This is a genomic window from Cellulosimicrobium sp. I38E (genome assembly GCF_001647255.1).
GTDB lineage: Bacteria > Actinomycetota > Actinomycetes > Actinomycetales > Cellulomonadaceae > Cellulosimicrobium > Cellulosimicrobium cellulans_E.
Genome location: NZ_LUAZ01000019.1, coordinates 57,754 through 81,777, shown reverse-complemented (window position 1 = coordinate 81,777; position 24,024 = coordinate 57,754). Strand labels below are relative to the sequence as shown.

Sequence of the window (24,024 nt, the reverse complement as noted above, 5' to 3'; positions counted from 1 at the left end):
GGCCTTCACCTCGGGCTTCGGGGCCGGCTTGGGGGCGGCCGGACGCGCGGGGGCGGGTGCCGCCGCGGGCTTGCTCGCGCCGCCGCCCCCGGCGGGGAAGGCGTCGCGCAGCTTACGGACCACCGGTGGCTCGATGGTCGAGGATGCCGAGCGGACGAACTCACCGAGCTCCGTCAGCTTGGTCATGATGGTCTTGCTCTCCACCCCGAGCTCCTTCGCGAGCTCGTAGACGCGGACCTTTGCCACAACTCTCCTGTCTCGGCCCGCCCCGGACAGGGAGGACCGTCGTTAGTGCTGGGTGCTCATCGCTGGGTACTCATCGGGTGCCCATCGGCTTCTAACCCGCTTCCTTGTCGACGTGTCGTGCAGTGCGGCCCCCGGGAGGGGCCGTGACGCATGGCTCAGACCTGCTCTCCCGGTGGCGCCTCGATCGCGGTGCGGACCGCGGCGAGGTCGAGGGGCCCGGCGACGCGCAGGGCCCGCGGGACTGCCCGCCGGCGTTCCGCCGTCTCGAGGCACCGGGTCGACGCGTGGAGCCACGCACCGCGACCCGGCAGCGACCGCCCGGCGTCCACCACGAGCCGGGGCTCGTCGGTGCTCGCGCCGGACCGGTCGAGGACCAGACGGAGGAGAGCTGACCGCAGGTCGCGCTCCCGGCATCCGACGCACGTGCGGACAGGACCCGAGCCCGTGTCGACGGGGCGGGTCGTGGTGTCCGGGGGCATGGTCGAGGTGCGGGCGCGCGGCCCGGTCGAGGACAGTCTACCGCGCCGTCCCGTCATCCGTGACCGTCCCACGCCCGACGACTACCGGTCTCCGGTGCGGGGACCTGCGGTGGCGTCGCGGTCGGACCCCTCCGCGGGGGTGCCGCCCTCGTCCGAGCGGATGTCGATGCGCCACCCCGTCAGCTTCGCGGCCAGGCGGGCGTTCTGCCCCTCCTTGCCGATCGCGAGCGAGAGCTGGAAGTCGGGGACGACGACGCGCGCGGCCCGGGCCGCCTCGTCGACGACCGTGACGGACGACACACGAGCCGGCGACAGCGCGTTCGCGACGAACTGCGCCGGGTCGTCGCTGTGGTCGACGATGTCGATCTTCTCGCCGTGCAGCTCCGCCATGACGGCGCGCACGCGCGAGCCCATCGGGCCGATGCACGCGCCCTTGGCCCCGAGGCCCGGGACCCGGGACCGCACGGCGACCTTGGTGCGGTGCCCCGCCTCGCGCGCGATCGCGGTGATCTCCACCGAGCCGTCCGCGACCTCGGGCACCTCGAGCTCGAACAGCTTGCGCACGAGGTTCGGGTGCGTCCGGCTCAACGTGATCTGCGCGCCCTTCATTCCCCGGGCGACCTCGAGCACGTAGGCGCGCAGGCGCTCGCCGTGCACGTACTCCTCCGTCGGCACCTGCTCGTGCGGCGGGAGGACGGCCTCCGTGCCACCGACGTCGACCAGGACGACGCGCGGGTCGCGCCCCTGCTGGATGACGCCCGCGAGGACCTCGCCCTCCTTGCCGCGGAACGTGCCGAGGATCTGGTCGTCCTCCGCGTCGCGCAGGCGCTGGACGATGACCTGCCGCGCGGTCGACGTCGCGATCCGGCCGAAGTCGGCGGGCGTGTGGTCGAACTCCGGGCCGTACTCGACCGGGCCGCGCGGGGCGTCCTCGTCGTCGGTCTCGGGAGCGGGCAGCTCCTCGCGCGCCCACACCGTGACGTGCCCGGTCTTGCGGTCGAGCTCGACCCGGGCGCGCGTGTACGCGTCCGGGGTGCGGTGGTACGCCGAGAGCAGGGCCTGCTCGATCGCGGCGACCAGGACGTCGAGGCTGATGTCCCTCTCGCGCTCCAGCAGGCGCAGCGCGCTCATGTCCACGTCCATCGTCAGGCCTCCTCGTCGCGGGCGGTCGTGTCGTCGGTCGAGCCGTCGGTCTCGTCGAGCTCGGGCAGGTCCGCCTCGAGGGCGCGCTTGAGCTCCACCTGCACCTGCCCACGGACCACGTCGACCAGCGGCACGACGCGCTCCGTCACGGCCCCGCGCGTGCCGGGCACGTCCAGGACGAGGCCGGGGTCGACCTCGGACCCGGCCCGCAGCCGCCCCTCGACCGTGCCGCCGTCGGCGAGCTGGAGGCGCACCAGACGACCGCGGGCGCGCCGGAAGTGGCGGGGCTCGGTGAGCGGTCGGTCGGTGCCGGGCGTCGAGACCTCGAGCGTGTACGCACCGTGGAGCGGGTCCACCGCGTCGAGCGCCGTGGAGATCGGGTGCGTCGCCTCCGCCACCGTGTCGAGGTCGAGGTTCCCCTCGACGTCGTCGGGGAGGTCGAGCACGACGCGCACCACGGACCGGGCACCGGCGCGCGACACCGTGACGTCCTCGAGGTGGAGACCCGCGTCCACGACCACCGGCTCGATGGCCTCGCGCACGCTCTCGCGGAGCGCGTGCGTGGCCGCGTCGCCTCCGGGTGCCTTGCCGGGCTGACCGCCCGCCTGCCCTGCCATGACTCAGCTCCTGTCCGTGTCCCACGCCGGGTACGGAAGACGACCGGTGTGTTGTTGTCTCGGGATCTCCCGACGATCCGCTCGTCGGGACGTTCGACCGGGGACCAGCCTAACGACTCACGGGCCCCGGACGTGACATCATCGCCCCCGATGAGTCCCCACGCGACCGCGGTGCCCGCCGCGCCCCGTACCCGCCCGCGCCGGACGACCCGGCCCGGCGGGCGGGTGCTCGCGGCGGTGACGGCGCTCGTGACCGGCGTCCTGGCGGCCGGGTGCGGCGTCCGGCTGGAGACCCCGCCCCCCACCGAGCCCTCGCCGGACGCCGTCGAGGCCCTGCGCGCCGGCGCGGTGGACGACGCCCTCGCGGTCGCCGACCTCGTGGCGGACGTCACGCCGGGGGTGACCGACCCGGCCACGCTCGCGGCGCTCGAGGAGGCCGCCGCGTTCGCCGAGCAGCACGCGGACGCCCTCGGCGGGGTCTACGACTCCGGTCTGGACGACCTCGACCTCCCGGCCGGCGACCCGACGTCGACCGCCCCGGCGGACGACACCGACGAGCCGGCCGACGACGCAGCCGGCACCGAGGAGGACCGCGCGGAGGAGGACGGCACGGCGGACGGGCCCGGTGACGGCGCCGCCACGACCGACGACGTCGTCGTCGCGCTCGTCGAGGCCGCGCAGCGCACGGGCGCCTCGGCCGACGCGGCGACGGACGCCGGGCTCGCCCGGCTCCTCGCGTCCGTCGCCGCCTCGGAGCACGTCTCGGCACAGCGCCTCGCCGCGCTGACCAGGTCCGCTGCGGCCGACGCGCTCGTGACGACGGCCCCGCCCGTCGAGGAGGCGCCGGCCGGGATCGGCGCCGCCGACCTCGCGACGCTCGTCGAGACGGAGGACGCCGCGGGGTACGCGTACGAGGTGCGCGCCGCGCAGTCGGAGGACGACGCGCGGACCGCGGCGGTCGCGCGCGCGGCCGAGCACCGGGCCCGCGGCCAGGCCTGGGCCCTCGCGGCCGGGACGGACGGCACCGCCCAGGACCCCCGTCGGGTCGCCTACGTGCTGCCGGACGACGCGGACGTCGCCGCCCTCGCGCGCCAGGTCGAGTCGGGCCTCGCGCAGACGTACGCGAGCCTCGTCGCCGCCGCCGCGCCCACGTCGCGGGCGGAGGCGGTCGCCCTCCTCGTCGACGCGTGGGCGAGCGCGGTCGCGTGGGGCGAGGCGCCGGTCGCGTTCCCCGGACTCCCGGAGCAGGCGGCCGGCTGAGCCGCCCCGCGTCCCTGCCGGACGGGCTCGGGGCCTACGGCTCCGGCCCGCGCCCGACCGTCCCCGCTCCCCCGACGGCCCGCGACGACGAGGCGCCCCCGGCCCGAACCCGGACCGGGGGCGCCTCCGACGCCACGTCGTGTCAGCCGAGGAGCTCGGCGACCTGCGTGGCGACGTGCTCGACGGCGTCCGCGACCGCGACCGGGACCGCCTCGCCCGCACGCGGGCGGACCTCGACGACGCCGTCGGCGAGGCCGCGGCCCACGATGAGCAGCAGCGGCACGCCGAGGAGCTCGGCGTCCTTGAACTTCACGCCGGGCGAGACCTTGGGGCGGTCGTCGTAGACGACCTCGATGCCCCGGGCGGCGAGCTCGGTCGCGAGGCGCTCGGCCTCGTCGAACACGCTCGCGTCCTTGCCCGTCGCGAGGACGTGGACGTGCGCGGGCGCGACGTGCGCGGGCCACGCCAGCCCGGCGTCGTCGTGGTTGGCCTCCGCGAGCGCCGCGAGGACGCGCGTCACGCCGATGCCGTACGACCCCATGGTCACGACGACCTGCTTGCCGTTCTCGTCGAGCACGGTGAGACCGAGCGCCTGGGCGTACTTGCGGCCGAGCGCGAAGATGTGGCCGATCTCGATGCCGCGGGCCAGCTCGAGCGGGCCCGAGCCGTCGGGCGCGAGGTCGCCCGCGCGCACCTCGGCGGCCTCGACCGTGCCGTCGGCCGAGAAGTCGCGCTCGGCGACGAGGTCGAACACGTGCCGGCCCGGCTCGTTCGCCCCGGTGATCCAGCGGGTGCCCGCGACGACGCGCGGGTCGAGCAGGTAGCGCACGGAGTGCCGCTCGGGCACCTCGCCCTCGGCGACGTCGGCGGGCACGTCGCGGCGGACGTTCGGGCCGAGCGCCTGCGGTCCGATGTAGCCCTTGACGAGCTCGGGGTGCGCGGCGAAGTCCGCGTCCGTCGCCGGCTCGACCTCGGCGGGCTCGAACGCCGCGCCGACGCGCTTGAGGTCGACCTCGCGGTCGCCGGGCAGCCCGACGACGACGACCTCGCGGCGGCCGTCGGGGTGCGTGAGGGCGAGCACGACGTTCTTCAGCGTGTCCGCCGCGGTCCACGCACGGTCGGGGCGCGGGAAGCGCGCGTTGGAGAAGGCGACGAGCGAGTCGATCGTCGGGGTGTCCGGGGTGTCCTCGACGTGCGCCGCGGGCGCGTCGGCGTAGTCGACGTCCTCGGGAACGGGCGTGACGACCGCCTCGACGTTCGCCGCGTACCCGCCGGGCGAGCGGACGAACGTGTCCTCGCCGATCGGCGTGGGGGTCAGGAACTCCTCGGAGCGCGAGCCGCCCATGGCGCCCGACGTCGCGGCCACGATGACGTACTCGAGCCCGAGCCGGTCGAAGATGCGCCGGTACGCCGCGCGCTGCGCCTCGTAGGAGCGCTCGAGGCCCTCGTCCGTGGTGTCGAACGAGTAGGCGTCCTTCATGACGAACTCGCGGCCGCGGATGAGGCCCGCGCGCGGACGCGCCTCGTCGCGATACTTGGTCTGGATCTGGTAGATCGTCAGCGGCAGGTCCTTGTACGACGAGTACAGGTCCTTGACGAGGAGCGTGAACATCTCCTCGTGCGTCGGCGCGAGGAGGTAGTCACCCTCCTTGCGGTCCTTGAGCCGGAAGATGTTGGGCCCGTACTCCGTCCAGCGACCCGTCGCCTCGTACGGCTCCTTGGGCAGCAGCGCCGGGAAGTGCACCTCCTGCGCGCCCGCCGCGGCCATCTCCTCGCGGACCACGTCCTCGACCTTGCGCAGCACGCGCAGCCCGAGCGGGAGCCAGGTGTAGATGCCGGGGGCGGCACGGCGGATGTAGCCCGCTCGCACGAGGAGCTTGTGGCTCGCGACCTCGGCGTCGGCCGGGTCCTCGCGCAGCGTCCGGACGAACAGGGTGGACAGGCGCAGGAGGTCGGCGCCCCGGACGCGGGTGGAGGCCGCGGCGGGCGCGCCGGACGTGACGGAAGACATGCGCCCCACCCTACCGGCGGGGAGGATGTCCCCATGCCCGAGCTGCCCGAGGTCGAGGCCCTGGTCCGGTTCCTCGACGACCGCGCGACCGGCCGCACCGTCGTGGCCGCCGACGTCGCCCAGATCGCCGCGCTCAAGACGTTCGACCCGCCCGTCGGCGCCCTCGTCGGCCGCGTCGTGACCGGCGCGCGCCGGCACGGCAAGTGGCTCGACCTCGTCCTCGCGCAGCCCGTCGGCGGACCGCCCGCGCCCGGGCCCGACGACGAGGTCCACCTCGTCTTCCACCTCGCCCGGGCGGGGTGGCTGCGCTGGTCCGACAAGGCGCCGACGACCCCCGTCCGTCCCCGGCTCGGCGGCAGCGGCGGAGGGAAGGCGGCGGTGCTCGCCCTGCGCGTACGCCTGGACGACGGCTCGGGGTTCGACCTGACCGAGGCCGGGACGCGCAAGCGGCTCGCGGTCCACGTCGTCCGGCACCCGGAGGAGGTCCGCGCGATCGAGACGCTCGGGATCGAGCCGCTCGACCCCGGCTTCACGCCCGAGGCGCTGGGCGCGCTCATGGCGGCACGCAACCAGCAGGTCAAGGGCCTGCTGCGCGACCAATCGTCGATCGCCGGGATCGGGAACGCCTACTCCGACGACATCCTCCACGCGGCGCGCACGAGCCCGTTCAAGCTCACGCGCTCGTTCACGCCGGACGAGGTCGCCCGGGTGCACGCCGCCGTCGGAGAGGTGCTCGCCGAGGCCGTCGCGGCGTCGTCGGGCAAGCCCGCTGCGGAGCTCAAGGATGCCAAGCGCGCGGGGATGCGCGTGCACGGGCGCACCGGGCTGCCGTGCCCCGTGTGCGGGGATACCGTGCGGGAGGTGAGCTTCGCCGACCGCAGCCTGCAGTACTGCGCGACGTGCCAGACGGGCGGGCAGGTGCTCGCCGACCGCCGGATGTCGCGCCTGCTCAAGTAGCGGACCGGTCGCGGGTCGTCAGAAGAGGACGGTCGCGTAGGTGCCGACCTGCTCGAACCCGACGCGGCGGTACGTCGCGAGGGCGCGGGTGTTGTAGTCGTTGACGTACAGCGAGACGACGGGCGGCCCGGCGCGGCGGGCGGCCTCGGCCGGGGCGCCCTGGCGTGCGAGGTGCACGACGGCGGCCATCCCCGGCGCGGCCAGGCCCTGTCCGCGGTACCGCGGGTCGACCCACACGCCCTGCACCTGGGCGACGAGCGGCGTCACCGCGCCGAGCTCGGCCTTGAAGACGACGTGCGGCGCGCCGTCGCCGCCCGCGAGCCGGACGAACGACCGGCCGGCGAGCACGAGCGACCGCACGCGCTCCTCGTACGCCCGCCCGCCGCCCTCGACCGGTGAGTAGCCCACCTCCTCGGTGAACATGCGCACGCACGCCGGCAGGACGACCGGGACCTCGGCGGGGACGGAGCGCCGCACGCCGGGGTCGGGCGCGACGTCGGGCTCGCGGTCGATCGCGAGCGAGGGCTGGTTCGCCCGGATCTCGCGCGGCGACGGCCAGTGCGGCGCGAGCAGCTCCCACAGCGCGAGGACGGCGTCGCGCTCGCCGACGACCGACGACGACCGTCGCCCCGCGTGCCGCGCGAGCTCGGCGAACGCCGTGACCGCCGCCCGCGCGCGCGACGCGTCGAGCGACGCGGGCACCACCGGGACGAGGTTCGCCCCCGCCCAGCACACCGCCTCGAGCGGGCCGACGGCCGGGAACCCCCACGCCTGACCGCCCGCCGCGTGCAGGCCCGCGTGCTGCGCGACCGCGAGCCGTGCCGCAGCGAGCGTCGACGCGACCGGGTCGCCCGCGCACACCGCCAGCGCCTCCGGGACGTCCGCGTCGACGAGCACGCGCGCCCGAGGGCGCCCGCCGTGCCCGGCCTCGCCCCGCGCCCGAGGCCGCAGGGCCGGGACGGACGGGCGCCAGCGGCTCACGAGGGCGTCAGCCGACCGTGACGACCGGCGGGCCGGCCTGCGCGTCGTTCTCCGGCGTCATGGTCTCCGCGATGCGCAGCGCCTCCTCGATGAGCGTCTCCACGATCAGCGACTCCGGCACCGTCTTGACGACCTCGCCCTTGACGAAGATCTGTCCCTTGCCGTTGCCCGACGCGACGCCGAGGTCCGCCTCGCGCGCCTCGCCCGGACCGTTGACGACGCAGCCCATGACCGCGACGCGCAGGGGCACCTCCATGCCCTCGAGCCCGGCCGTAACCTTCTCCGCGAGCGTGTACACGTCCACCTGGGCGCGGCCGCACGACGGGCAGGAGACGATCTCGAGCTTGCGGGGGCGCAGGTTGAGCGCCTGGAGGATCTGGTTGCCGACCTTGACCTCCTCGACCGGGGGCGCGGACAGCGAGACGCGGATCGTGTCGCCGATGCCCTTGCTCAGCAGCGCGCCGAACGCCGTGGCCGACTTGATCGTGCCCTGGAACGCGGGGCCGGCCTCGGTCACGCCGAGGTGCAGCGGCCAGTCCCCCGCCTCCGCGAGCAGCTCGTACGCCCGCACCATGACGACCGGGTCGTTGTGCTTCACGGAGATCTTGAAGTCGTGGAAGCCGTGCTCCTCGAACAGCGACGCCTCCCACACGGCCGACTCGACCAGCGCCTCGGGCGTCGCCTTGCCGTACTTCGCGAGCAGGCGCGGGTCGAGGGAACCGGCGTTCACGCCGATGCGCAGGGACACGCCCGCGTCGGACGCCGCCTTCGCGATCTCCTTGACCTGGTCGTCGAACTTGCGGATGTTGCCCGGGTTCACGCGCACCGCGGCGCAGCCCGCGTCGATCGCGGCGAACACGTACTTGGGCTGGAAGTGGATGTCCGCGATCACCGGGATCTGCGACTTCTTGGCGATCGCCGGCAGCGCGAGCGCGTCGTCCGCGCTCGGCACCGCGACGCGCACGATGTCGCAGCCCGACGCCGTGAGCTCCGCGATCTGCTGGAGGGTGGCGTTGATGTCCGTCGTCGGCGTCGTCGTCATCGACTGGACGCTGATGGGGGCGTCGCCGCCGACGTCCACCTTGCCGACCTTGATCTTGCGGCTCTTGCGTCGCGGCGCGAGGACCGGCGGCGGGGCGGCAGGCATTCCGAGACTGATGGGTACGCTCACGCCCCTAGTATCCCCCGTCGGCCGTCCGACGCCGCACGTCGGACCTGTCCGGGACGTCACCTTCCCGCTCGGTCCAGCACATCTTCGCGCCCCCTCCACGCGCGCCACGCCGCGGTGGAGCCAGCAGTCACGAGAGAGCTCGCCACGTTCGACGTCGCGACCGGAGGTTCTTCCTCACGGACCGCTCGGCGGGCTACGTCAAGCGGACGGGGTCGATGATGTCGGCGAGGATGAGCAGAGCGCCGACGCCGACGAGGACGACGAACATGACGTACGCGACGGGCATCATGCGGGCGAGGTCCGCCGGGCCGGGGCGCGGGAGCCCGCGGGCGCGCGCGACCGTGCGCTTGGCCCCCTCGTAGAGGGCGTTGACGACGTGCCCGCCGTCGAGCGGCAGGAGCGGGATGAGGTTGAAGACGAACAGCGCGACGTTGAGCGCGGCGAGCAGCAGGAGCATCGTCACGACGCGGTCGAGGATCGGGCTCTCTGCCCCGGCGACGTCGACCGCGACGCGACCGACCCCGACGACGCTCATCACGGAGTCCTGGCCGCGCGGCGCGTCGGTGAACGCTGCCTGGGCGGCCTCGTAGACCTTGACGGGCAGGGTCACGATGATCCCCGCGGTTCCGGACACCTGCTGCCACGTCGCCTCGGCGGCGACGCCGATCCCGGTGGGCTCCCGCTCGACCGTCGGGGTGAAGCCGACGAACCCGGCGGGCTCGGTCACCGGGTCTCCGGAGTCGTCGACGACGGGCGTCCCGTCCTCGGCGACGACCTGGCGCTCGACGTCGACCGGGGTGATGGTGAGGTCGACCTGCTCGCCGTCGCGCTCGACGACGACGGGCGTCGCCTGCCCGCCCGCGCCGCGGATCATCCCGGAGAGCTGGTCCCAGGAGGTCACCTCCTCGCCGTCGAACGACACGACCGTGTCGCCGGGCTCCAGGCCGGCGGCGGCCGCGGGTGACGGTTCGGCGGTGGCGGCGCACTCCTCCTGCTCGGTCGCGACGACCGACGGGACGCACGCGGAGACGGACCCGACCGTGGTCGTGACGGCAGGCAGGCCGATGCCGACGCACACGATCGCCATGAGCACGAACGCGATGAGGAGGTTCATGAACGGGCCGCCGAGCATGACGACGACCTTCTTGGGCGCGGAGAGGTTGTAGAAGGCCCGGTGCTCCTCGCCGGGGCGGATCTCCTCGGTGCTCGCGTCGCGCGCGTCGGCGACGACCTGCGAGAAGAAGCCGTTGCCCCGCGGGCGCGCGCCGGCGGGGGCGGGCGGGTACATGCCGACGAGGCGGACGTAGCCGCCGAGCGGGATCGCCTTGAACCCGTACTCGGTCTCGCCCTTGGTCCGCGACCACAGGGTCGGGCCGAACCCGACCATGTACTGGCTCACCCGGACGCCGAACCTCTTCGCGGGCACCATGTGCCCGACCTCGTGCAGCGCGATCGAGACGACGATCCCGACCACGATCACGAGGATGCCGATCAGCGTCGCCATCGTTCCCTCTGCTCCTTCTCGGTCCGGGCGCTCGACGCGCCCGGACGGTTGCTCGTCACCGGCGGTCCAGGAACTCGTGCGCGCGGGCGCGGGCCCAGGCCTCTGCGTCCGCCACGTGGTCCAACGTCACGGCGTCCGCGGGGGTTCCGTCGTGCGCAGCGAGCACGCGCTCGACCGTCGTCACGATGTCACCGAAACCTGCGCGTCCGCTGAGGAACGCCGCGACGGCCTCCTCGTTGGCCGCGTTGTACACGGCCGGGTGCGTCGCGCTCGCCGCGACGGCCGCGCGCGCGAGGTTCACGGCCGGGAACGCGGCGTCGTCGAGCGGCTCGAACGTCCACGACGTCGCGGCCGTCCAGTCGCACGGCGGGGTCACCGGGTCGAGCCGGTCGGGCCACGACAGGCCCAGCGCGATGGGCAGGCGCATGTCCGGGGGCGACGCCTGGGCGATCGTGGAGCCGTCGACGAACTCGACCATCGAGTGCACCACGGACTGCGGGTGCACGACGACCGTGATGTCGTCGGCCGGGACGTCGAACAGCAGGTGCGCCTCGATGAGCTCGAGGCCCTTGTTCATGAGGCTCGCGGAGTTCACGGTGACGACCGGCCCCATGGCCCAGGTGGGGTGCGCGAGCGCCTGCTCGACCGTCGCGGCCTTGACCGCGTCGGCCTCCCAGCCGCGGAACGGCCCGCCCGACGCGGTGAGGATGAGGCGCCGCACCTCGGCGCGCGTCCCCGAGCGCAGGCACTGCGCGATCGCCGAGTGCTCGGAGTCCACGGGGACGATCTGGTCGGCGTGCTGCTGCGCCGCGCGCACCAGGGCGCCTCCGGCGACGAGCGACTCCTTGTTCGCGAGCGCGAGCGTGGACCCCGCGCGCAGCGCGGCGAGCGTCGGGCCGAGGCCGACGGAGCCCGTGACGCCGTTGAGGACGACGTCGCTCCCCCGGCCGGCGAGCTCGGCCGCGGCGTCGGGTCCGGCGAGCACCTCGGGGACGTCCCCGCGGCCGGACACGGCGCCCGCCAGCGCGGCCTCGAGCGCCTCCGCACGACTCTTGTCCGCGACCCCGACCGCGCGCACCCCGAGCTCCACGGCCTGGCGCGCGAGCAGGTCGACGTCGCCGCCGCCCGCCGAGAGCGCCTCGACGCGGAACCTGTCGGGGTGGGCCCGGACGACGTCGATCGCCTGCGTGCCGATCGACCCGGTCGAGCCGAGGATCGTCACGGTGCGGGGGGCGCGTGCGGGACTGTCGAGCATGGCTCCCATCCTTCCAGGCCGCGGACGGTGCGCGGGCACCGTGCCGGTCGTGGCCCGGTCAGCGCGGGGCGGTCCACTCGAGCGTGTACCGGAAGAAGAGCCGACGGCGCACGCGCACCCCGGGCAGGTGCGCCCGGGCCGTGCGCGCGACCTCGTCGACGGAGTGCCGCGGGTCTCGCACGGGCATGCCCGGAGCGTCGGGACCGGTGTCGCCGGGCCGGGCTCGGCGGGGGTGCTTCACGAGGCCCACGAGCGGGTTGAGGAACGCGGACGCGACGTCGACCGCGAGGTCGCGTGCCGACGTCACGCGCGCGAGGCCGACGACGAGCAGGCGCCCGCCCGGGGCGAGCAGGCCACGGGCGTGCCGAAGCGCCTCGTCGAGGTCGAGATGGTGCAGCACCGCGACCATCGTCACCGCGTCGTAGCCGCCGCCCTCGGGGCCGTCTAGACCCTCCGGCCGCGCCTGTGGGCCGCACGCGTCGTGCGCGTGGACGCGGTCTGGCGTGCGGACGTCGTCGAACCTCAGCAGCCGCACGGTGACGGCGGGTTCGTCGGCGTGCCGCGCGCGGGCCTGGGCGACCATGCCGGCGTCGGCGTCGATCCCGTGGACCGCGTCCGCCCGGCGCCGGAGCCTGCCGAGGAGGACGCCCGCACCGCAGCCCACGTCGAGCACGACCCGGGCGTCGCGGGGCACGCGCCGCACGACCCAGCCGTGAAAGTGCTCGTTGTGGTTCCAGGGGTGCCGGGCGTTGACGCCGCTCAGCCACGACGCCGCACCCCGGACCAACGGGTTCGAGGAGGTCCGGGGATCGAGGCTCACGCGCGTCGGGGAGGGCGGGACGTCGTCACTCGACGCCGAGCAGGACCTCGATGGCGCGGGCGAAGAACGCGTCGACCGGCCCCTCCGCGTACCCGTCGCGACCACGCGCGCGGCCGAACGTCGCGGAACGGATCTCCGCCGCGGTGATCGGCACCTGACGGTCGAAGTAGGCGACGAGCCGGTCGCACAGGTCGTCCACGTCGTCGACGTCGTACGCGGGCTTGCCGCGCTCCGCCAGTGCGAACTTCTCACCGTCCGGGCGGCCCAGGCGGCCGTAGAGCGAGCGGGCACGCTCCGCGAGCGCGTTCATCCAGGCCTGCTGGCCGTGCGCCGCGACGTACTCGGCGCGCTGCCGCGCGATGAACGCGCCCTCGAGCCGGTCGAGCGCGGCGTCGACCTCGTGGGTGTTGTACCCGCCCCGCACCAGGTCGAAGACCGACGCCTGGATCTCGGTGCTGGTCAGCCGGTCCGACACCCGGCCCTCGTACACGTCGCGCGCGTGCTCGAAGAAGTCGTCGACCTCCTCGGGGTCGTACCCGTTCCGGGTCTTGCCGACCGTGGTGAACAGCGAACTCACTCGTCCTCCTCTGCAGCGAGCTGCCCGCAGGCGCCGTCGATGTCGCTGCCGCGGGTGTCACGGATCGTCGTCGGGATCCCGTGCCCGCGCAATCGTGCCACGAACTCCGCCTCGACGGCAGGGTCGCTGGCCGTCCAGATCGAGCCGGGCGTCGGGTTGAGCGGGATCGGGTTGACGTGCACCCAGCCGCGGCCGCGCACGTTGAGCTTCTCGCCGAGCAGGTCGGCGCGCCACGCGTGGTCGTTCATGTCCTTGATGAGCGCGTACTCGATGCTCACGCGCCGGCCCGTGACCTCGAAGTAGTGCCGTGCCGCGTCGAGCGTCTCGTCGACGCTCCACCGCGTGTTGATCGGCACGAGCTCGCTGCGCAGGTCGTCGTCGGGAGCGTGCAGCGACAGCGCGAGCGTCACCGGGATCCCCTCGTCGGCGAGCTTGCGCATTGCCGGGACGAGCCCGACCGTCGAGACCGTGATGTTGCGCGCCGACATGCCGAGACCGTCCGGGGCCGGCGCGACGAGGCGGCGCACGGTGCCCATGACGGCCTTGTAGTTGGCGAGCGGCTCACCCATGCCCATGAACACGAGGTTGTTGAGCCGGGTCGCGCCGCCGGGGATCTCCCCGTCCGCGAGCGAGCGGGCCGCGGAGCGCACCTGCTCGACGATCTCCGCGACGGACAGGTTGCGCGTGAGGCCGAGCTGCCCGGTCGCGCAGAACGGGCACGCCATGCCGCAGCCCGCCTGGCTCGACACGCAGAGGGTGGAGCGCTGCGGGTACCGCATGAGCACCGACTCGACCTTGGCGCCGTCGAAGAGGTGCCAGAGCGTCTTGACCGTCGTCCCGCCGTCGGCCTCCATGCGGCGCGCCGCGGTGAGCAGCGGCGGGAAGAGCGCGTCCGTGAGCACGTCGCGCGTCGCCTTCGGCAGGTCCGTCATCGCCTCGGGGTCGCGCGTGAGGTGCGCGTAGTAGTGCGTCGCGAGCTGCTTGGCCCGGAACGGCTTCTCCCCCAGCTCGACGACGACGTCGCGCACCTCCTCGGGTGCGAGGTCGGCGAAGTGGCGCGGCGGCTTGCCGCGCCGGGGCGCGGTCATGACGAGCGGGAGCGGCTTCGACTCCGCGGACGGGCGGACGGAACGGACGGTCATGAGGAGGTCCAAGCGTGGGGGGTCGTGCGGACGGTTCGCACCGCGGTGCGAGCGGGTCGTCGGACGGCTGTCAGACGGCGAGCGCGAGGAGCACGTACACGAACGGAGCGGTGAGGAGCATGGAGTCGAGCCGGTCCAGGATGCCTCCGTGACCGGGCAGGAGCGACCCCATGTCCTTCAATTCTAGGTCGCGCTTGATCATCGACTCGGCGAGGTCGCCGATCGTGGCGGTGAGCGGGGCGAGGACGCCCAGCGCGACGCCCAGGAGGGGGCTCGCTCCGAGGCCCACCACGGCCCCGACCACGCCGACCGCCGTCGCGAGCACGAACGAGCCTGCCAGTCCCTCCCAGGACTTCTTGGGGCTCACCGAGGGAGCCAACGGGTGGCGCCCGAACAGGACGCCCGCGACGTACCCGCCGACGTCGTTCGCGACGGCGAGCAGGATGAAGATCAGGACCCGGACGCGTCCGTCGGGCGCCGCGAGCATGAGCATGACGAACCCCGCCATGAACGGCAGGTACGCCGCCGCGAACGTCGCCGCCGCGGCGTCGCGCACCGCCGCGGTCCCCGACCCGTCGATGACCCGCCACACGACGGCGCCCGCGACCGTGAGCATGAAGGAGACGAGCAGCGCCTCCGGGCCCGAGTAGAACGAGGACACGAGGATGCCCACCGTGCCCACGAGGAGCGGGAGGAGCGGGAGGTGCAGCTCGCGGCGCTTGAACGCCTGGGCGAGCTCCCACAGCGCGGCGCCGACCGCCACGGTCGCGAGCAGCACGAAGAACTCGGGCCGGAAGGCGAGGCTCGCCGCGACGAGCGCGAGCAGGCCGAGGCCCACCGCGATCGCCACGGGGAGGTTGCGGCCCGCCTTCGGGGCGCGCGCCACGGAGGTGCTGTCGCCGGCGGCCGTCGAGGAGGTGTCGGTCATCGGTGCGTGGAGGAGCTCGCCGGACGAGGTGCTCAGACCTCGAGCAGCTCGCTCTCCTTGCCCGCGAGCAGCACGTCGACCTGGTCCACGTGCGCCTTGGTGAGGGACTCGAGCTCCTTCTCGGCGCGCCCGACCTCGTCCTCGCCGGCCTCGCCGTCGCGCGCGATGCGGTCCAGCTCCTCCTTGGCGCGACGACGCACGTTGCGGATCGCGACGCGCGAGTCCTCGGCCTTCGACTTCGCGAGCTTCACGAAGTCACGGCGACGCTCTTCCGTGAGGGCGGGCAGCACGACGCGGATGACGTTGCCGTCGTTGGACGGGTTCACGCCGAGGTCGGAGTCGCGCAGCGACTTCTCGACCGCCGTGATCGAGCTCTTGTCGAACGGCGAGACGAGGATCGTGCGAGCCTCGGTCACCGTGAACGACGCGAGCTGCTGCAACGGCGTCGGCGCACCGTAGTAGTCGACCGTGATCTTGTTGAACATCGCGGCGTTCGCACGGCCCGTGCGGATCGCGGCGAAGTCCTCCTTGGCCACCTCGACGGCCTTGTCCATCTTCTCCTCGGCCTCGAGGAGGGTCTCGTCGATCACCAGTGCTCCTTCGTCGTTCGTCGTGGGTCGGTCCGTGCGGTCGCGGCCGGGGTCTCCGGCGTCGGCGCACCGATGTCAGTCGGTCGTGACCAGTGTGCCAATATTCTCGCCGACCAGGGCACGCGTGACGTTCCCCGGCTCGCCCATGCCGAAGACGCGCATGCGCACGTCGTTGTCGCGGCACAGGCTCAGCGCCGTCGCGTCCATGACGCCGAGGTCGTTGACGAGCGCGTCGGTGTAGGTGAGGTGGTCGAGCTTCGTCGCCGACGGGTCCTTGCGCGGGTCGGCCGTGTAGACGCCGTCCACGCCGTTCTTGCCCATGAGGACCTCCTGGCAGTGCGTCTCGAGGGCGCGCTGCACGGAGACCGTGTCGGTGGAGAAGTAGGGCATGCCGGCGCCGGCGCCGAAGATGACGACGCGGCCCTTCTCGAGGTGGCGGATGGCCCGCAGCGGGATGTACGGCTCGGCGACCTGGCCCATGGTGATGGCGGTCTGCACGCGCGTCTTCACCCCCGCCTGCTCGAGGAAGTCCTGGAGGGCGAGGCAGTTCATCACGGTGCCGAGCATGCCCATGTAGTCGGCACGCGCGCGGTCCAGACCGCGCTGCGAGAGCTCGGCGCCGCGGAAGAAGTTCCCGCCGCCGACGACGATGGCGACCTGCACGCCCTGCGCGACCGCATCGGCGATCTCCCGGGCGACGCGCTGGACGACGTCGGGCGCCAGACCGATCTGCCCGCCGCCGAACGTCTCGCCCGACAGCTTGAGGAGCACCCGCCGGTGCTCGGTCCCCTCGCGGGGCGTGGTCTGCTCGCCTGCCGTCACTGTCGACACCTGTCCTTCGTCCTGGCCCGGTGGGGCGGGGTGGTCCTGCTCCGCCGTCGTCCCACCCGATGGTGCGGCACGACGCCGGTCGTCGCGCGCCCGGGGCCGGGTGCGCGGTCGGCCCGGTCCCACCGCCTCGCGGGCGACGGGACCGGGCCGACGGGGGCGTCAGGCGCCGACGCGGTACCGCACGAACTCGGTGATGGTGCCGCCGGCCTCGGAGACGACCTGGCCGACCGTCTTCTTGGGGTCCTTCGCGAGCGGCTGGTCGACGAGGACGACGTCCTTGAAGAAGCCGTTCAGGCGACCCTCGATGATCTTCGGCAGCGCGGCCTCGGGCTTGCCCTCGTTGCGCGAGGTCTCCTCGGCGATGCGGCGCTCGTTCTCGACCGTCTCGGCCGGGACCTCGTCGCGCGACAGGTACGTCGGGGACATCGCGGCGACGTGCTGCGCGACGTCCTTCGCGACGGTCTCGCCCGCGGCGTCCGTGGCGACGACGACGCCGATCGACGGCGGCAGGTCGCGCGCGGTGCGGTGCAGGTACGCGGTGACGCGCTCGCCCGCGACGCGGGTCACGCGGCGCAGGACGATCTTCTCGCCGAGCGTGGCGGCCTGGTTGTCGATGACCTGCTGGACGGTCTCGCCGTCCGCGTCGGCGGCGAGCGCCGCGTCGGCGTCGCGCGCACCGGCGTCGGCCGCAGCCTTGAGGACGCGGTCCGCGAGAGAGATGAACGTGTCGTTCTTCGCGACGAAGTCCGTCTCGGAGTTGAGCTCGATGAGCGTCGCGACCTGGCCACCCTCGGTGTCGCGGATGTCGACGGCGATGAGGCCCTCGGAGGTCGAGCGGCCCTCGCGCTTGGCGACGCCCTTCAGACCCTTGACGCGGATGATCTCGAGCGCCTTCTCCGCGTCGCCGTCCGCCTCGTCGAGAGCCTTCTTGACGTCGAGCATGCCGGCGCCGGTGCGCTCGCGCAGGGCCTTGATGTCAGCGGCGGTGTAGTTCGCCATGGTGGTTCCTCACTCGTGGTTCGTCACGGGTTCTTCGTCACGGGTACGTGCAGGGGGCACCGTGGCGGTGCCCGGTGTGCGCCGGTGGGACGGCACGGGGTGCGCGGCGGTCGCCCGCCGCGCACCCCGGGACGTCACTTGGTCTCGTCGGCCTCGGCGTCGGCGACCACGGCCTCGGCGTCGGCGACGACGGCAGCCTCGGCGGCGGCCTCCTCGACGACCTCGGCGGTGGCGTCGCCCGGCTCCTCGGCGGCGACCTCGGCAGCAGCCTCGGCCACGCCCTCGGCCGCGGCGGCCTCGACGTTCGCCTCGGCGGCGGTCTCGTCGGCCTCGAGCTGCTTCTCGGCACCGGCGAGGAGCTCACGCTCCCACTCGGCGAGCGGCTCGGCCTCGGCGCCCGCCTCGGCCTCGGCGCCCGAGCGACCGGAGTGGCGCTGGAGCAGGCCCTCGGCGGCGGCGTCCGCGATCACGCGGGTGAGCAGCGTGACGGAGCGGATGGCGTCGTCGTTGCCGGGGATCTTGTAGTCCACGACGTCGGGGTCGCAGTTGGTGTCGAGGATCGCGACGATCGGGATGTTGAGCTTGCGCGCCTCGTCGACCGCGAGGTGCTCCTTGTTCGTGTCGACGATCCACACGGCGGAGGGGACCTTCGCCATGTCGCGGATGCCGCCGAGCGTGCGGGCGAGCTTGTCCTTCTCGCGACGCAGGACGAGGAGCTCCTTCTTGGTCAGGCCGGAGCCCGCGACGTCGTCGAAGTCGATCTCCTCGAGCTCCTTGAGGCGCTGGAGACGCTTGTGCACCGTGGTGAAGTTGGTGAGCATGCCACCGAGCCAGCGGTGGTTCACGTAGGGCATGCCGACGCGCGCGGCCTGCTCGGCCACGGGCTCCTGGGCCTGCTTCTTGGTGCCGACGAACAGGATGGAGCCGCCGTGCGCGACGGTCTCCTTGACGAACTCGTACGCGCGGTCGATGTACGACAGCGACTGCTGGAGGTCGACGATGTAGATGCCGTTGCGCTCGGTGAAGATGAAACGCTTCATCTTCGGGTTCCAACGGCGGGTCTGGTGCCCGAAGTGGACACCGCTCTCGAGGAGCTGGCGCATGGTCACGACGGCCATGACACGTCCTTTCGCCGTGCGGCCCGGGATCCACCCGGTGCGCGCACGCTTCTGGCGGCCCCTCCCGGAGGACGGACCGCGGTGCGGTTGTCGGTGACGACCCTGGTGGTCGCACCCCTGGCGCCACCCGTGCCGACGCCTGCGACGCACCGTTCGAGCAGGTGCGGGCAGGACCGACGCCGGACGCGGCCCCGCCCGGACCGGCAGAGCCGGGAGGATGGGCGAGGACGTGACGCGCGAAGTCGACCGGCTCCGTCCTCGGCCGAGGTGATCACCTCGGGCCGGGCACGGCGAACGCGCCGGTCGCAGCGGCAAGTCTACCCGACGGCAGGGCCGACCACAGCCGCCGGTCCGGGGCGCCGCCAGGGCCCGTCGTCCACAGGCCGCAAGACCTGGCTGCCCGACGCAGGGCTGCGTCGGGCACCCTGGCGCGATGCCTCACGACCGTACCCCCGTGGCGACCCGACCACGTGCGGTCGCCCTCGTGCTGTCCGCGCTCCTGCTCGCCCTCGCACCGGCGGCGTCCGCCACGACGGGCGGGCGTGGCGAGGTCACCTCGGCCGCGTCCGCCGACTGGGTGCCGCCGCTCGACCGAGCACCCGACGCGCTCGGCGTGCTCGCGCCGTTCGACCCGCCGCTGCAGAGTTGGCTGCCCGGTCACCGGGGCGTCGACCTCGCCGCCACCGCCGGGGAGCCCGTCCTGGCCCCGGCGCCGGGGGTCGTCACGTTCGCCGGTCCCGTCGCGGGGCGCGACGTGGTCGTCGTCACGCACGACGACGGCCTGCGCACGTCGCTCGAGCCGGTCACCGGCACGGTGCCCCGGGGGACGCGCGTCGCCCCGGAAGACGTCGTCGGGACCGTGCAGGGCTCCGACGGCGGGGCCGTCGCGAGCCACTGCGCGGGCGGCTGCGTGCACTGGGGCGTGCGTCGGGGCGAGCGCTACGTCGACCCGCTCGCGCTGCTCGGCGAGCGGCCCCCGATCGTGCTGCTCCCGCTCGGGGAGCCGTGACCGGACGACGGCGGCCCGGGGCTCAGGCGCGCGGGAAGGCCTGCTCGAACGAGCTGCGCAGCCTCTCGGCCGTCACGTGGGTGTAGCGCTGCGTCGTCGCGAGCGACGAGTGCCCGAGGATCTCCTGCACGCTGCGCAGGTCGGACCCGCCGGCGAGGAGGTGCGTCGCGGCGCTGTGCCGCAGGTCGTGCGGGGCGACGTCGTCGACCCCAGCCGCGAGCGCGAGGCGGTGCACGACGTCGCGCACCTGCCGCTGCCCCCACCGACCGCCACGGTCCCCGACGAGGAGGGCCGCGCCCGACCGCTCCGTGACGAACGCCGTCCGCCCCGTGTCCAGCCAGCGGGTCACCGCCCGGGCCGCCGGGACGCCGAAGGGCACGACCCGCTCCTTGTCCCCCTTGCCGAGCACCCGGACGACCCGCTGCGACAGGTCCACGTCGTCCACGTCGATCCCCGCGAGCTCCCCCACCCGGATCCCGGCCCCGTACAACAGCTCGGCGGCGGCCCACTCGCGCAGCCGGGCCGGCTCGCCCTCGCCCGCCGCCTCCCGGGCGGCGTCGAGGAGCCGTCCCGCGGCGTCGGCCGTGAGCACGGTCGGCAGGGTGCGCGGGACGCGCGGGCTCGCGAGGCGTGCGGCGGGGTCCGCCGTGACGCGTCCGGTCCGGCGCGCCCAGTCGAAGAACGCCCGTGCGGCCGCGCCGCGACGCGCGAGCGTCGCACGGGCGAGCCCGCGCTCCGACTGCTCCGTCAGCCACGCGCGCAGGGCGGCGAGGTCGACGTCCTGCGGCGACGTCGCGCCGTGCCGGGCGGCATGGTCCAGCAGCGCCTCGACGTCGCCCGTGTACGCGCGCACCGTGTGCGCGGACGAGCCCTGTGCGACCTCGAGATGCGTCCCGAAGTCCGCGAGCGCCGTGTCGAGCGCCGGCGGCAGGGAGTCGGGCCGGCCCTCGCCCGGTGGTGCGTCGGCGGCTGCGTCAGGACGGGTCGAGCGGGTCATTCCCCCAGTCTCGCGCGCGGTACCGCAGGACCGCCGGAGGCGCTCCGGCCGCCCCCTCAGCCCGCCGGAAGCGCTCCGGCCGCCGCCCTCGCCAGCCGCCGCCGTGACGCGTCAGACCGGCCTCCTCACCCCGCGCGCACGCGCCGCCACCCGCCGGGCGTCCGCTCGGCGAGGCCGCGGATCTCGAGCCGGCCGAGGGCACCGACGGCCTCCGAGACGGCGAGCCCGGCCGACCGGGCGACCGCGTCCGTCGGTGCGCCCGAGCGCAGCGGCAGGGCGTCCCACGTCCGGGTCTCGACGGCGTCGAGCCCGTCGTACGCGGCGTCGCGGGGCGCCCTGCGCGTCCCCGCGGCCGGCGCCGCCGGTGCCGCGTCCCGCGCGAGCGCCCCGGCCAGCTCCGCGACCTCGCCGGCGTCGGTGACGCACACGGCGGCACCGTCGCGCAGGAGCCGGTGGCAGCCGGTCGACGCCATGGAGGTCACCGGCCCGGGCACGGCGCCGACCGGTCGGGAGAGCTCGGCGGCGCGCACCGCCGTGCTCAGCGACCCGGAGCGCCAGGCCGCCTCCACGACCACGGTCGCACCCGCGAACGCCGCGATGAGCCGGTTGCGCAGGAGGAAGCGGACCCGGCTGGGCACGGAGCCCGGCGGGACCTCCGACACCACGGCGCCGCCGGTGCCCACGACGGCCCGGAGGAGCTCGGTGTTGCCGACCGGGTAGAGCCGGTCCACCCCGCCCGCGAGGAACGCGACCGTCGGGGCGGACGACACCAGCGCGGCGCGGTGCGCCGCGGCGTCGATGCCGTACGCCCCTCCGGAGACGACCGTGAACCCGCGCGCCGCGAGTCCCGAGGCGATCTCCCCCGTCACGTGGCGCCCGTAGTCCGTGCAGGCGCGCGCCCCCACCACCGCCACGGACCGCGCCGCGAGCTCCGCCAGGCGGTCCGACCCACGGACCCACAGCGCGAGCGGACGGACCGCCCCGAGGTCGTCGAGTGCCGTGGGCCACCCCGGGTCGCCCGGGACGACGAGCGAGCCGTCGAGCCGTTCCAGCACGTGGAGCTCGCGGCGGGGGTCGAGGCCGTCGAGCCGCGGCGCCCAGCGCGCGACGGCGCGCAGGAGCCGCGCGACGGGCCCGCTCCGTGGGTCGCGGACCGGCGCGCCGCTGTCCTCCGTCGGCACCGCTGCACCGATCCCTGGCACCCCGAGGAGCCGCTCCAGCCCGGCTCGGTCGTCGCCGGCGCACTCCGCGAGCCCGACGAGCTCCCGGCGGGCCCGCGCCGGGTCGTTCACCGCCTCGACGAGCCAGGCGAGCGCGCCCGAGGCCCCGAGCTGCTCGACGAGCGCGACCGCGACCTCGTCCCCCGGCTCCGCCAGGCGTGACCACGCCGCCCGGGCGAGCCGGTCGTCAGAGACGTCGAACGCCGGGCGCACGGGTGGCGTCGGACCCGCACGGCGCTCAGCCACGGTAGCCCCGTGTCCGGAGCGCGAGCCCGGCGCCGACGTCGGCGCGCGTGGGCGCGGCGTGCCCGGCGAGGTCGGCGACGGTCCAGGCGAGGCGCAGCACCCGGTCCGCTCCCCGCAGGCTCAGCGTGCCGCGGTCGAGCGCGGTGTCGACGTCCGTCAGGAGGCCCGGGTCGGGCCCGAGCCGGTCGCGCAGCCAGGTGCCGGGGACCTCGGCGTTCGTCCGCCACGGCGTACCCGCCAGGCGCGCGGACGCCGTCTCCCGGGCGGCGGCGACCCGCCGCGCGACCGCGGCGCTCGACTCCGGCCGCCCCACGCCCGCGCGCTCGACCCGTGTGACGGGCCGCACCTCGACCTGGACGTCCACCCGGTCGAGGAGCGGACCGGACAGCCGGCCGAAGTAGCGGCGCTGCGCGACGGGCGAGCACGTGCACTCGAGACCCTTGCCGACGCCCTTGCCGCACGGGCACGGGTTCGCCGCGAGGACGAGCTGGAAGCGCGCGGGGTACCGCGCCGTCCCGCCGGCCCGGTGGATCACGAGCTCGCCGTGCTCGAGCGGCTGGCGCAGGGTCTGGAGCACGCGCGCTCCGAACTCGGGCGCCTCGTCCAGGAAGAGGACCCCACGATGGGCGCGCGACGCGGCGCCGGGCCGGGGCAGGCCGCTGCCGCCCCCGACGATCGCCGCCGGGGTGGCCGTGTGGTGCGGGTCCTCGTACGGCGGACGGCGCACGAGCCCGGTCCCGGGATCGAACACCCCGGCCACCGAGTGGACGGCCGTCACCTCGACGGCCTCGCCCTCCGTGAGGTCGGGCAGGATCCCGGGGAGCCGCGACGCGAGCATCGTCTTGCCCGCGCCCGGCGCCCCGACGAGCAGGAGGTGATGGCCTCCCGCCGCCGCGACCTCGAGCGCGTGCCGCGCCTCCTCCTGACCCACGACGTCCGCGAGGTCGCCCGGCTGCGGGCGTACCGCGACAGGCCGGGGCACCACGACCGGGGACGCGGCGCCGCCCGGGTCGTCGAGCGACGCCCCGTGGAGCCGGGCGACGTCCGCGAGGGTGGTCGCCCCCACGACGCGCGCACCGGGGACCAGCCGGGCCTCCTCGACGTCGGCCGCCGGCACGACGACCTCCTCGAACCCGGCGGCGACGGCCGCCGCCACCGCGGGCAGGACGCCGCGCACGGGCTGGAGGCGGCCGTCGAGGCCCAGCTCACCGAGGTGCACCACGTCCTCCACGGCGTGCACCGGGACGACCTGGGCGCCGGCGAGGAGCGCGACCGCGATCGCGAGGTCGAAGCCCGTGCCGGACTTGGGGAGCGCGGCGGGCGAGAGGTTGATCGTGACCTTGCGCTGCGGCCAGGCGATGCCCGACGACGTGACGGCCGCACGCACGCGGTCCCTCGACTCGCTGAGCGCCGCGTCCGGGAGCCCGACGAGCACGAACCCGGGCACCGAGGCCGCGAGGTGCGCCTGCACCTCGACGACGTGGCCCGACAGCCCGACGAGCGCGACGGCCCGGGTCGTGCCGAGGCCCATCAGGCGCTCACCCCGACGAGGTGCTCCACCTGCGCGGCGCCCGCCCGCGCCACGAGCACGGCGACGACGTCGATGCGGACCGACCGCGCGCGCACGTCGTGGGTCGCGAGCCACTCCCCCGTGAGCCGCCGCAGGCGACCGAGCTTCGCGGGCGTCACGGCCTGGGCGGGGTGCCCGAAGCCGGTGCCACGACGCGTCTTCACCTCGACGGCGACCAGCACGTCCCCGTCGAGCGCGACGACGTCGAGCTCGCCGCGCGTCCCGCGCCAGTTGCGGTCGAGCAGGGTCCATCCCGCCTCGACCAGGTGGGCCGCGGCCACCCTCTCCCCGTACCGCCCGACGGCGTCCTTCGCTCCCATGGGCTCACCTCCGCCGCCCACCGTGGGCGACGG

Annotated in this window: 24 protein-coding genes; 3 read left to right on the top strand and 21 right to left on the bottom strand. The window is 74.8% G+C overall.

The features are described 5' to 3' along the window. The 4 genes from A0J59_RS07150 to rimP all read right to left on the bottom strand — a co-directional run. The coding region (locus A0J59_RS07150) for a translation initiation factor IF-2 N-terminal domain-containing protein (RefSeq protein ID WP_156532866.1) at positions 1–246 on the bottom strand (246 nt) is incomplete at its 3' end. 155 nt (positions 247–401) lie between these two features. Further along, on the bottom strand, positions 402–725 hold the full coding sequence (locus A0J59_RS07145) for a YlxR family protein (protein WP_047232667.1): 324 nt from the start codon (positions 723–725) through the stop codon (positions 402–404). 81 nt (positions 726–806) lie between these two features. Next, positions 807–1,868 carry a transcription termination factor NusA gene (nusA, locus tag A0J59_RS07140; protein ID WP_047232666.1) on the bottom strand — a complete coding sequence of 354 codons (1,062 nt, stop codon included), beginning with the start codon at positions 1,866–1,868 and terminating at the stop codon, positions 807–809. A gap of 2 nt (positions 1,869–1,870) precedes the next feature. After that, on the bottom strand, positions 1,871–2,485 hold the full coding sequence (rimP, locus tag A0J59_RS07135; protein ID WP_082918816.1) for a ribosome maturation factor RimP: 615 nt from the start codon (positions 2,483–2,485) through the stop codon (positions 1,871–1,873). Positions 2,486–2,635: 150 nt separating this feature from the next. On the opposite strand from rimP, the gene A0J59_RS07130 reads away from it, so the two are divergent. Then, on the top strand, positions 2,636–3,745 hold the full coding sequence (locus tag A0J59_RS07130) for a DUF4439 domain-containing protein (RefSeq protein WP_082918815.1): 1,110 nt from the start codon (positions 2,636–2,638) through the stop codon (positions 3,743–3,745). Positions 3,746–3,887: 142 nt separating this feature from the next. On the opposite strand, the gene A0J59_RS07125 is transcribed toward A0J59_RS07130, so the two are convergent. Then, a complete protein-coding gene (locus A0J59_RS07125; RefSeq protein WP_064315686.1) occupies positions 3,888–5,756 on the bottom strand; it encodes a proline--tRNA ligase in 1,869 nt (622 codons plus the stop codon). A gap of 33 nt (positions 5,757–5,789) precedes the next feature. Here A0J59_RS07125 and A0J59_RS07120 point away from each other — a divergent pair, with 33 nt between their 5' ends. After that, positions 5,790–6,713: an Fpg/Nei family DNA glycosylase gene (locus A0J59_RS07120; protein ID WP_064315673.1), complete on the top strand. Its 924-nt coding sequence runs from the start codon at positions 5,790–5,792 to the stop codon at positions 6,711–6,713. Positions 6,714–6,731: 18 nt separating this feature from the next. On the opposite strand, the gene A0J59_RS07115 is transcribed toward A0J59_RS07120, so the two are convergent. From A0J59_RS07115 to rpsB, 12 genes are all read right to left on the bottom strand, one after another. Further along, positions 6,732–7,664, bottom strand: coding sequence for a DUF4081 domain-containing GNAT family N-acetyltransferase (locus A0J59_RS07115; RefSeq protein ID WP_064315685.1), 933 nt, complete (start codon positions 7,662–7,664; stop codon positions 6,732–6,734). A 37-nt stretch (positions 7,665–7,701) separates the two neighbouring features. Then, positions 7,702–8,841 carry a flavodoxin-dependent (E)-4-hydroxy-3-methylbut-2-enyl-diphosphate synthase gene (gene ispG / locus A0J59_RS07110; RefSeq protein WP_021482273.1) on the bottom strand — a complete coding sequence of 380 codons (1,140 nt, stop codon included), beginning with the start codon at positions 8,839–8,841 and terminating at the stop codon, positions 7,702–7,704. Between the two features lie 217 nt (positions 8,842–9,058). Beyond that, positions 9,059–10,369, bottom strand: coding sequence for an RIP metalloprotease (locus A0J59_RS07105; RefSeq protein WP_064315672.1), 1,311 nt, complete (start codon positions 10,367–10,369; stop codon positions 9,059–9,061). A 55-nt stretch (positions 10,370–10,424) separates the two neighbouring features. After that, positions 10,425–11,624: a 1-deoxy-D-xylulose-5-phosphate reductoisomerase gene (gene dxr, locus A0J59_RS07100; protein WP_064315671.1), complete on the bottom strand. Its 1,200-nt coding sequence runs from the start codon at positions 11,622–11,624 to the stop codon at positions 10,425–10,427. Between the two features lie 58 nt (positions 11,625–11,682). Next, a complete protein-coding gene (locus tag A0J59_RS07095) occupies positions 11,683–12,444 on the bottom strand; it encodes a bifunctional 2-polyprenyl-6-hydroxyphenol methylase/3-demethylubiquinol 3-O-methyltransferase UbiG (RefSeq protein ID WP_220084453.1) in 762 nt (253 codons plus the stop codon). Positions 12,445–12,469: 25 nt separating this feature from the next. After that, the gene (locus A0J59_RS07090) at positions 12,470–13,021 is read right to left on the bottom strand and encodes a DivIVA domain-containing protein (RefSeq protein WP_047232661.1); all 552 of its coding nucleotides are present in this window, start codon (positions 13,019–13,021) and stop codon (positions 12,470–12,472) included. Further along, the gene (gene rlmN, locus A0J59_RS07085) at positions 13,018–14,109 is read right to left on the bottom strand and encodes a 23S rRNA (adenine(2503)-C(2))-methyltransferase RlmN (RefSeq protein WP_064315683.1); all 1,092 of its coding nucleotides are present in this window, start codon (positions 14,107–14,109) and stop codon (positions 13,018–13,020) included. Before rlmN ends, A0J59_RS07090 begins: the two co-directional genes overlap by 4 nt. 124 nt (positions 14,110–14,233) lie before the next feature. Further along, positions 14,234–15,091 (bottom strand): phosphatidate cytidylyltransferase, encoded by an 858-nt coding sequence (locus A0J59_RS07080; protein WP_047232660.1) that lies wholly within the window; start codon positions 15,089–15,091, stop codon positions 14,234–14,236. Between the two features lie 32 nt (positions 15,092–15,123). Further along, positions 15,124–15,681, bottom strand: coding sequence for a ribosome recycling factor (frr, locus tag A0J59_RS07075; protein WP_047232659.1), 558 nt, complete (start codon positions 15,679–15,681; stop codon positions 15,124–15,126). Positions 15,682–15,756: 75 nt separating this feature from the next. Next, complete coding sequence (gene pyrH, locus A0J59_RS07070) at positions 15,757–16,512, bottom strand: UMP kinase (RefSeq protein WP_047232658.1); 756 nt, start codon at positions 16,510–16,512, stop codon at positions 15,757–15,759. A gap of 159 nt (positions 16,513–16,671) precedes the next feature. Further along, positions 16,672–17,511 (bottom strand): translation elongation factor Ts, encoded by an 840-nt coding sequence (gene tsf / locus A0J59_RS07065; protein ID WP_047232657.1) that lies wholly within the window; start codon positions 17,509–17,511, stop codon positions 16,672–16,674. Between the two features lie 134 nt (positions 17,512–17,645). Next, the gene (gene rpsB, locus A0J59_RS07060; RefSeq protein WP_047232656.1) at positions 17,646–18,629 is read right to left on the bottom strand and encodes a 30S ribosomal protein S2; all 984 of its coding nucleotides are present in this window, start codon (positions 18,627–18,629) and stop codon (positions 17,646–17,648) included. Between the two features lie 454 nt (positions 18,630–19,083). On the opposite strand from rpsB, the gene A0J59_RS07055 reads away from it, so the two are divergent. Then, a complete protein-coding gene (locus A0J59_RS07055) occupies positions 19,084–19,638 on the top strand; it encodes a M23 family metallopeptidase (protein ID WP_255365055.1) in 555 nt (184 codons plus the stop codon). A 22-nt stretch (positions 19,639–19,660) separates the two neighbouring features. Here the strand turns inward: A0J59_RS07055 and A0J59_RS07050 are convergent, their stop codons facing one another. The 4 genes from A0J59_RS07050 to A0J59_RS07035 form a co-directional block, all read right to left on the bottom strand. Beyond that, positions 19,661–20,635 (bottom strand): tyrosine recombinase XerC, encoded by a 975-nt coding sequence (locus A0J59_RS07050; protein ID WP_082918812.1) that lies wholly within the window; start codon positions 20,633–20,635, stop codon positions 19,661–19,663. 125 nt (positions 20,636–20,760) lie between these two features. Further along, complete coding sequence (gene dprA, locus A0J59_RS07045; RefSeq protein ID WP_082918810.1) at positions 20,761–22,101, bottom strand: DNA-processing protein DprA; 1,341 nt, start codon at positions 22,099–22,101, stop codon at positions 20,761–20,763. Continuing rightward, a complete protein-coding gene (locus tag A0J59_RS07040) occupies positions 22,094–23,632 on the bottom strand; it encodes a YifB family Mg chelatase-like AAA ATPase (protein WP_064315668.1) in 1,539 nt (512 codons plus the stop codon). The genes dprA and A0J59_RS07040 overlap by 8 nt, the downstream gene beginning before the upstream one ends. Further along, complete coding sequence (locus A0J59_RS07035) at positions 23,632–23,991, bottom strand: YraN family protein (RefSeq protein WP_047232652.1); 360 nt, start codon at positions 23,989–23,991, stop codon at positions 23,632–23,634. Before A0J59_RS07035 ends, A0J59_RS07040 begins: the two co-directional genes overlap by 1 nt. Positions 23,992–24,024: the final 33 nt, after the last annotated feature.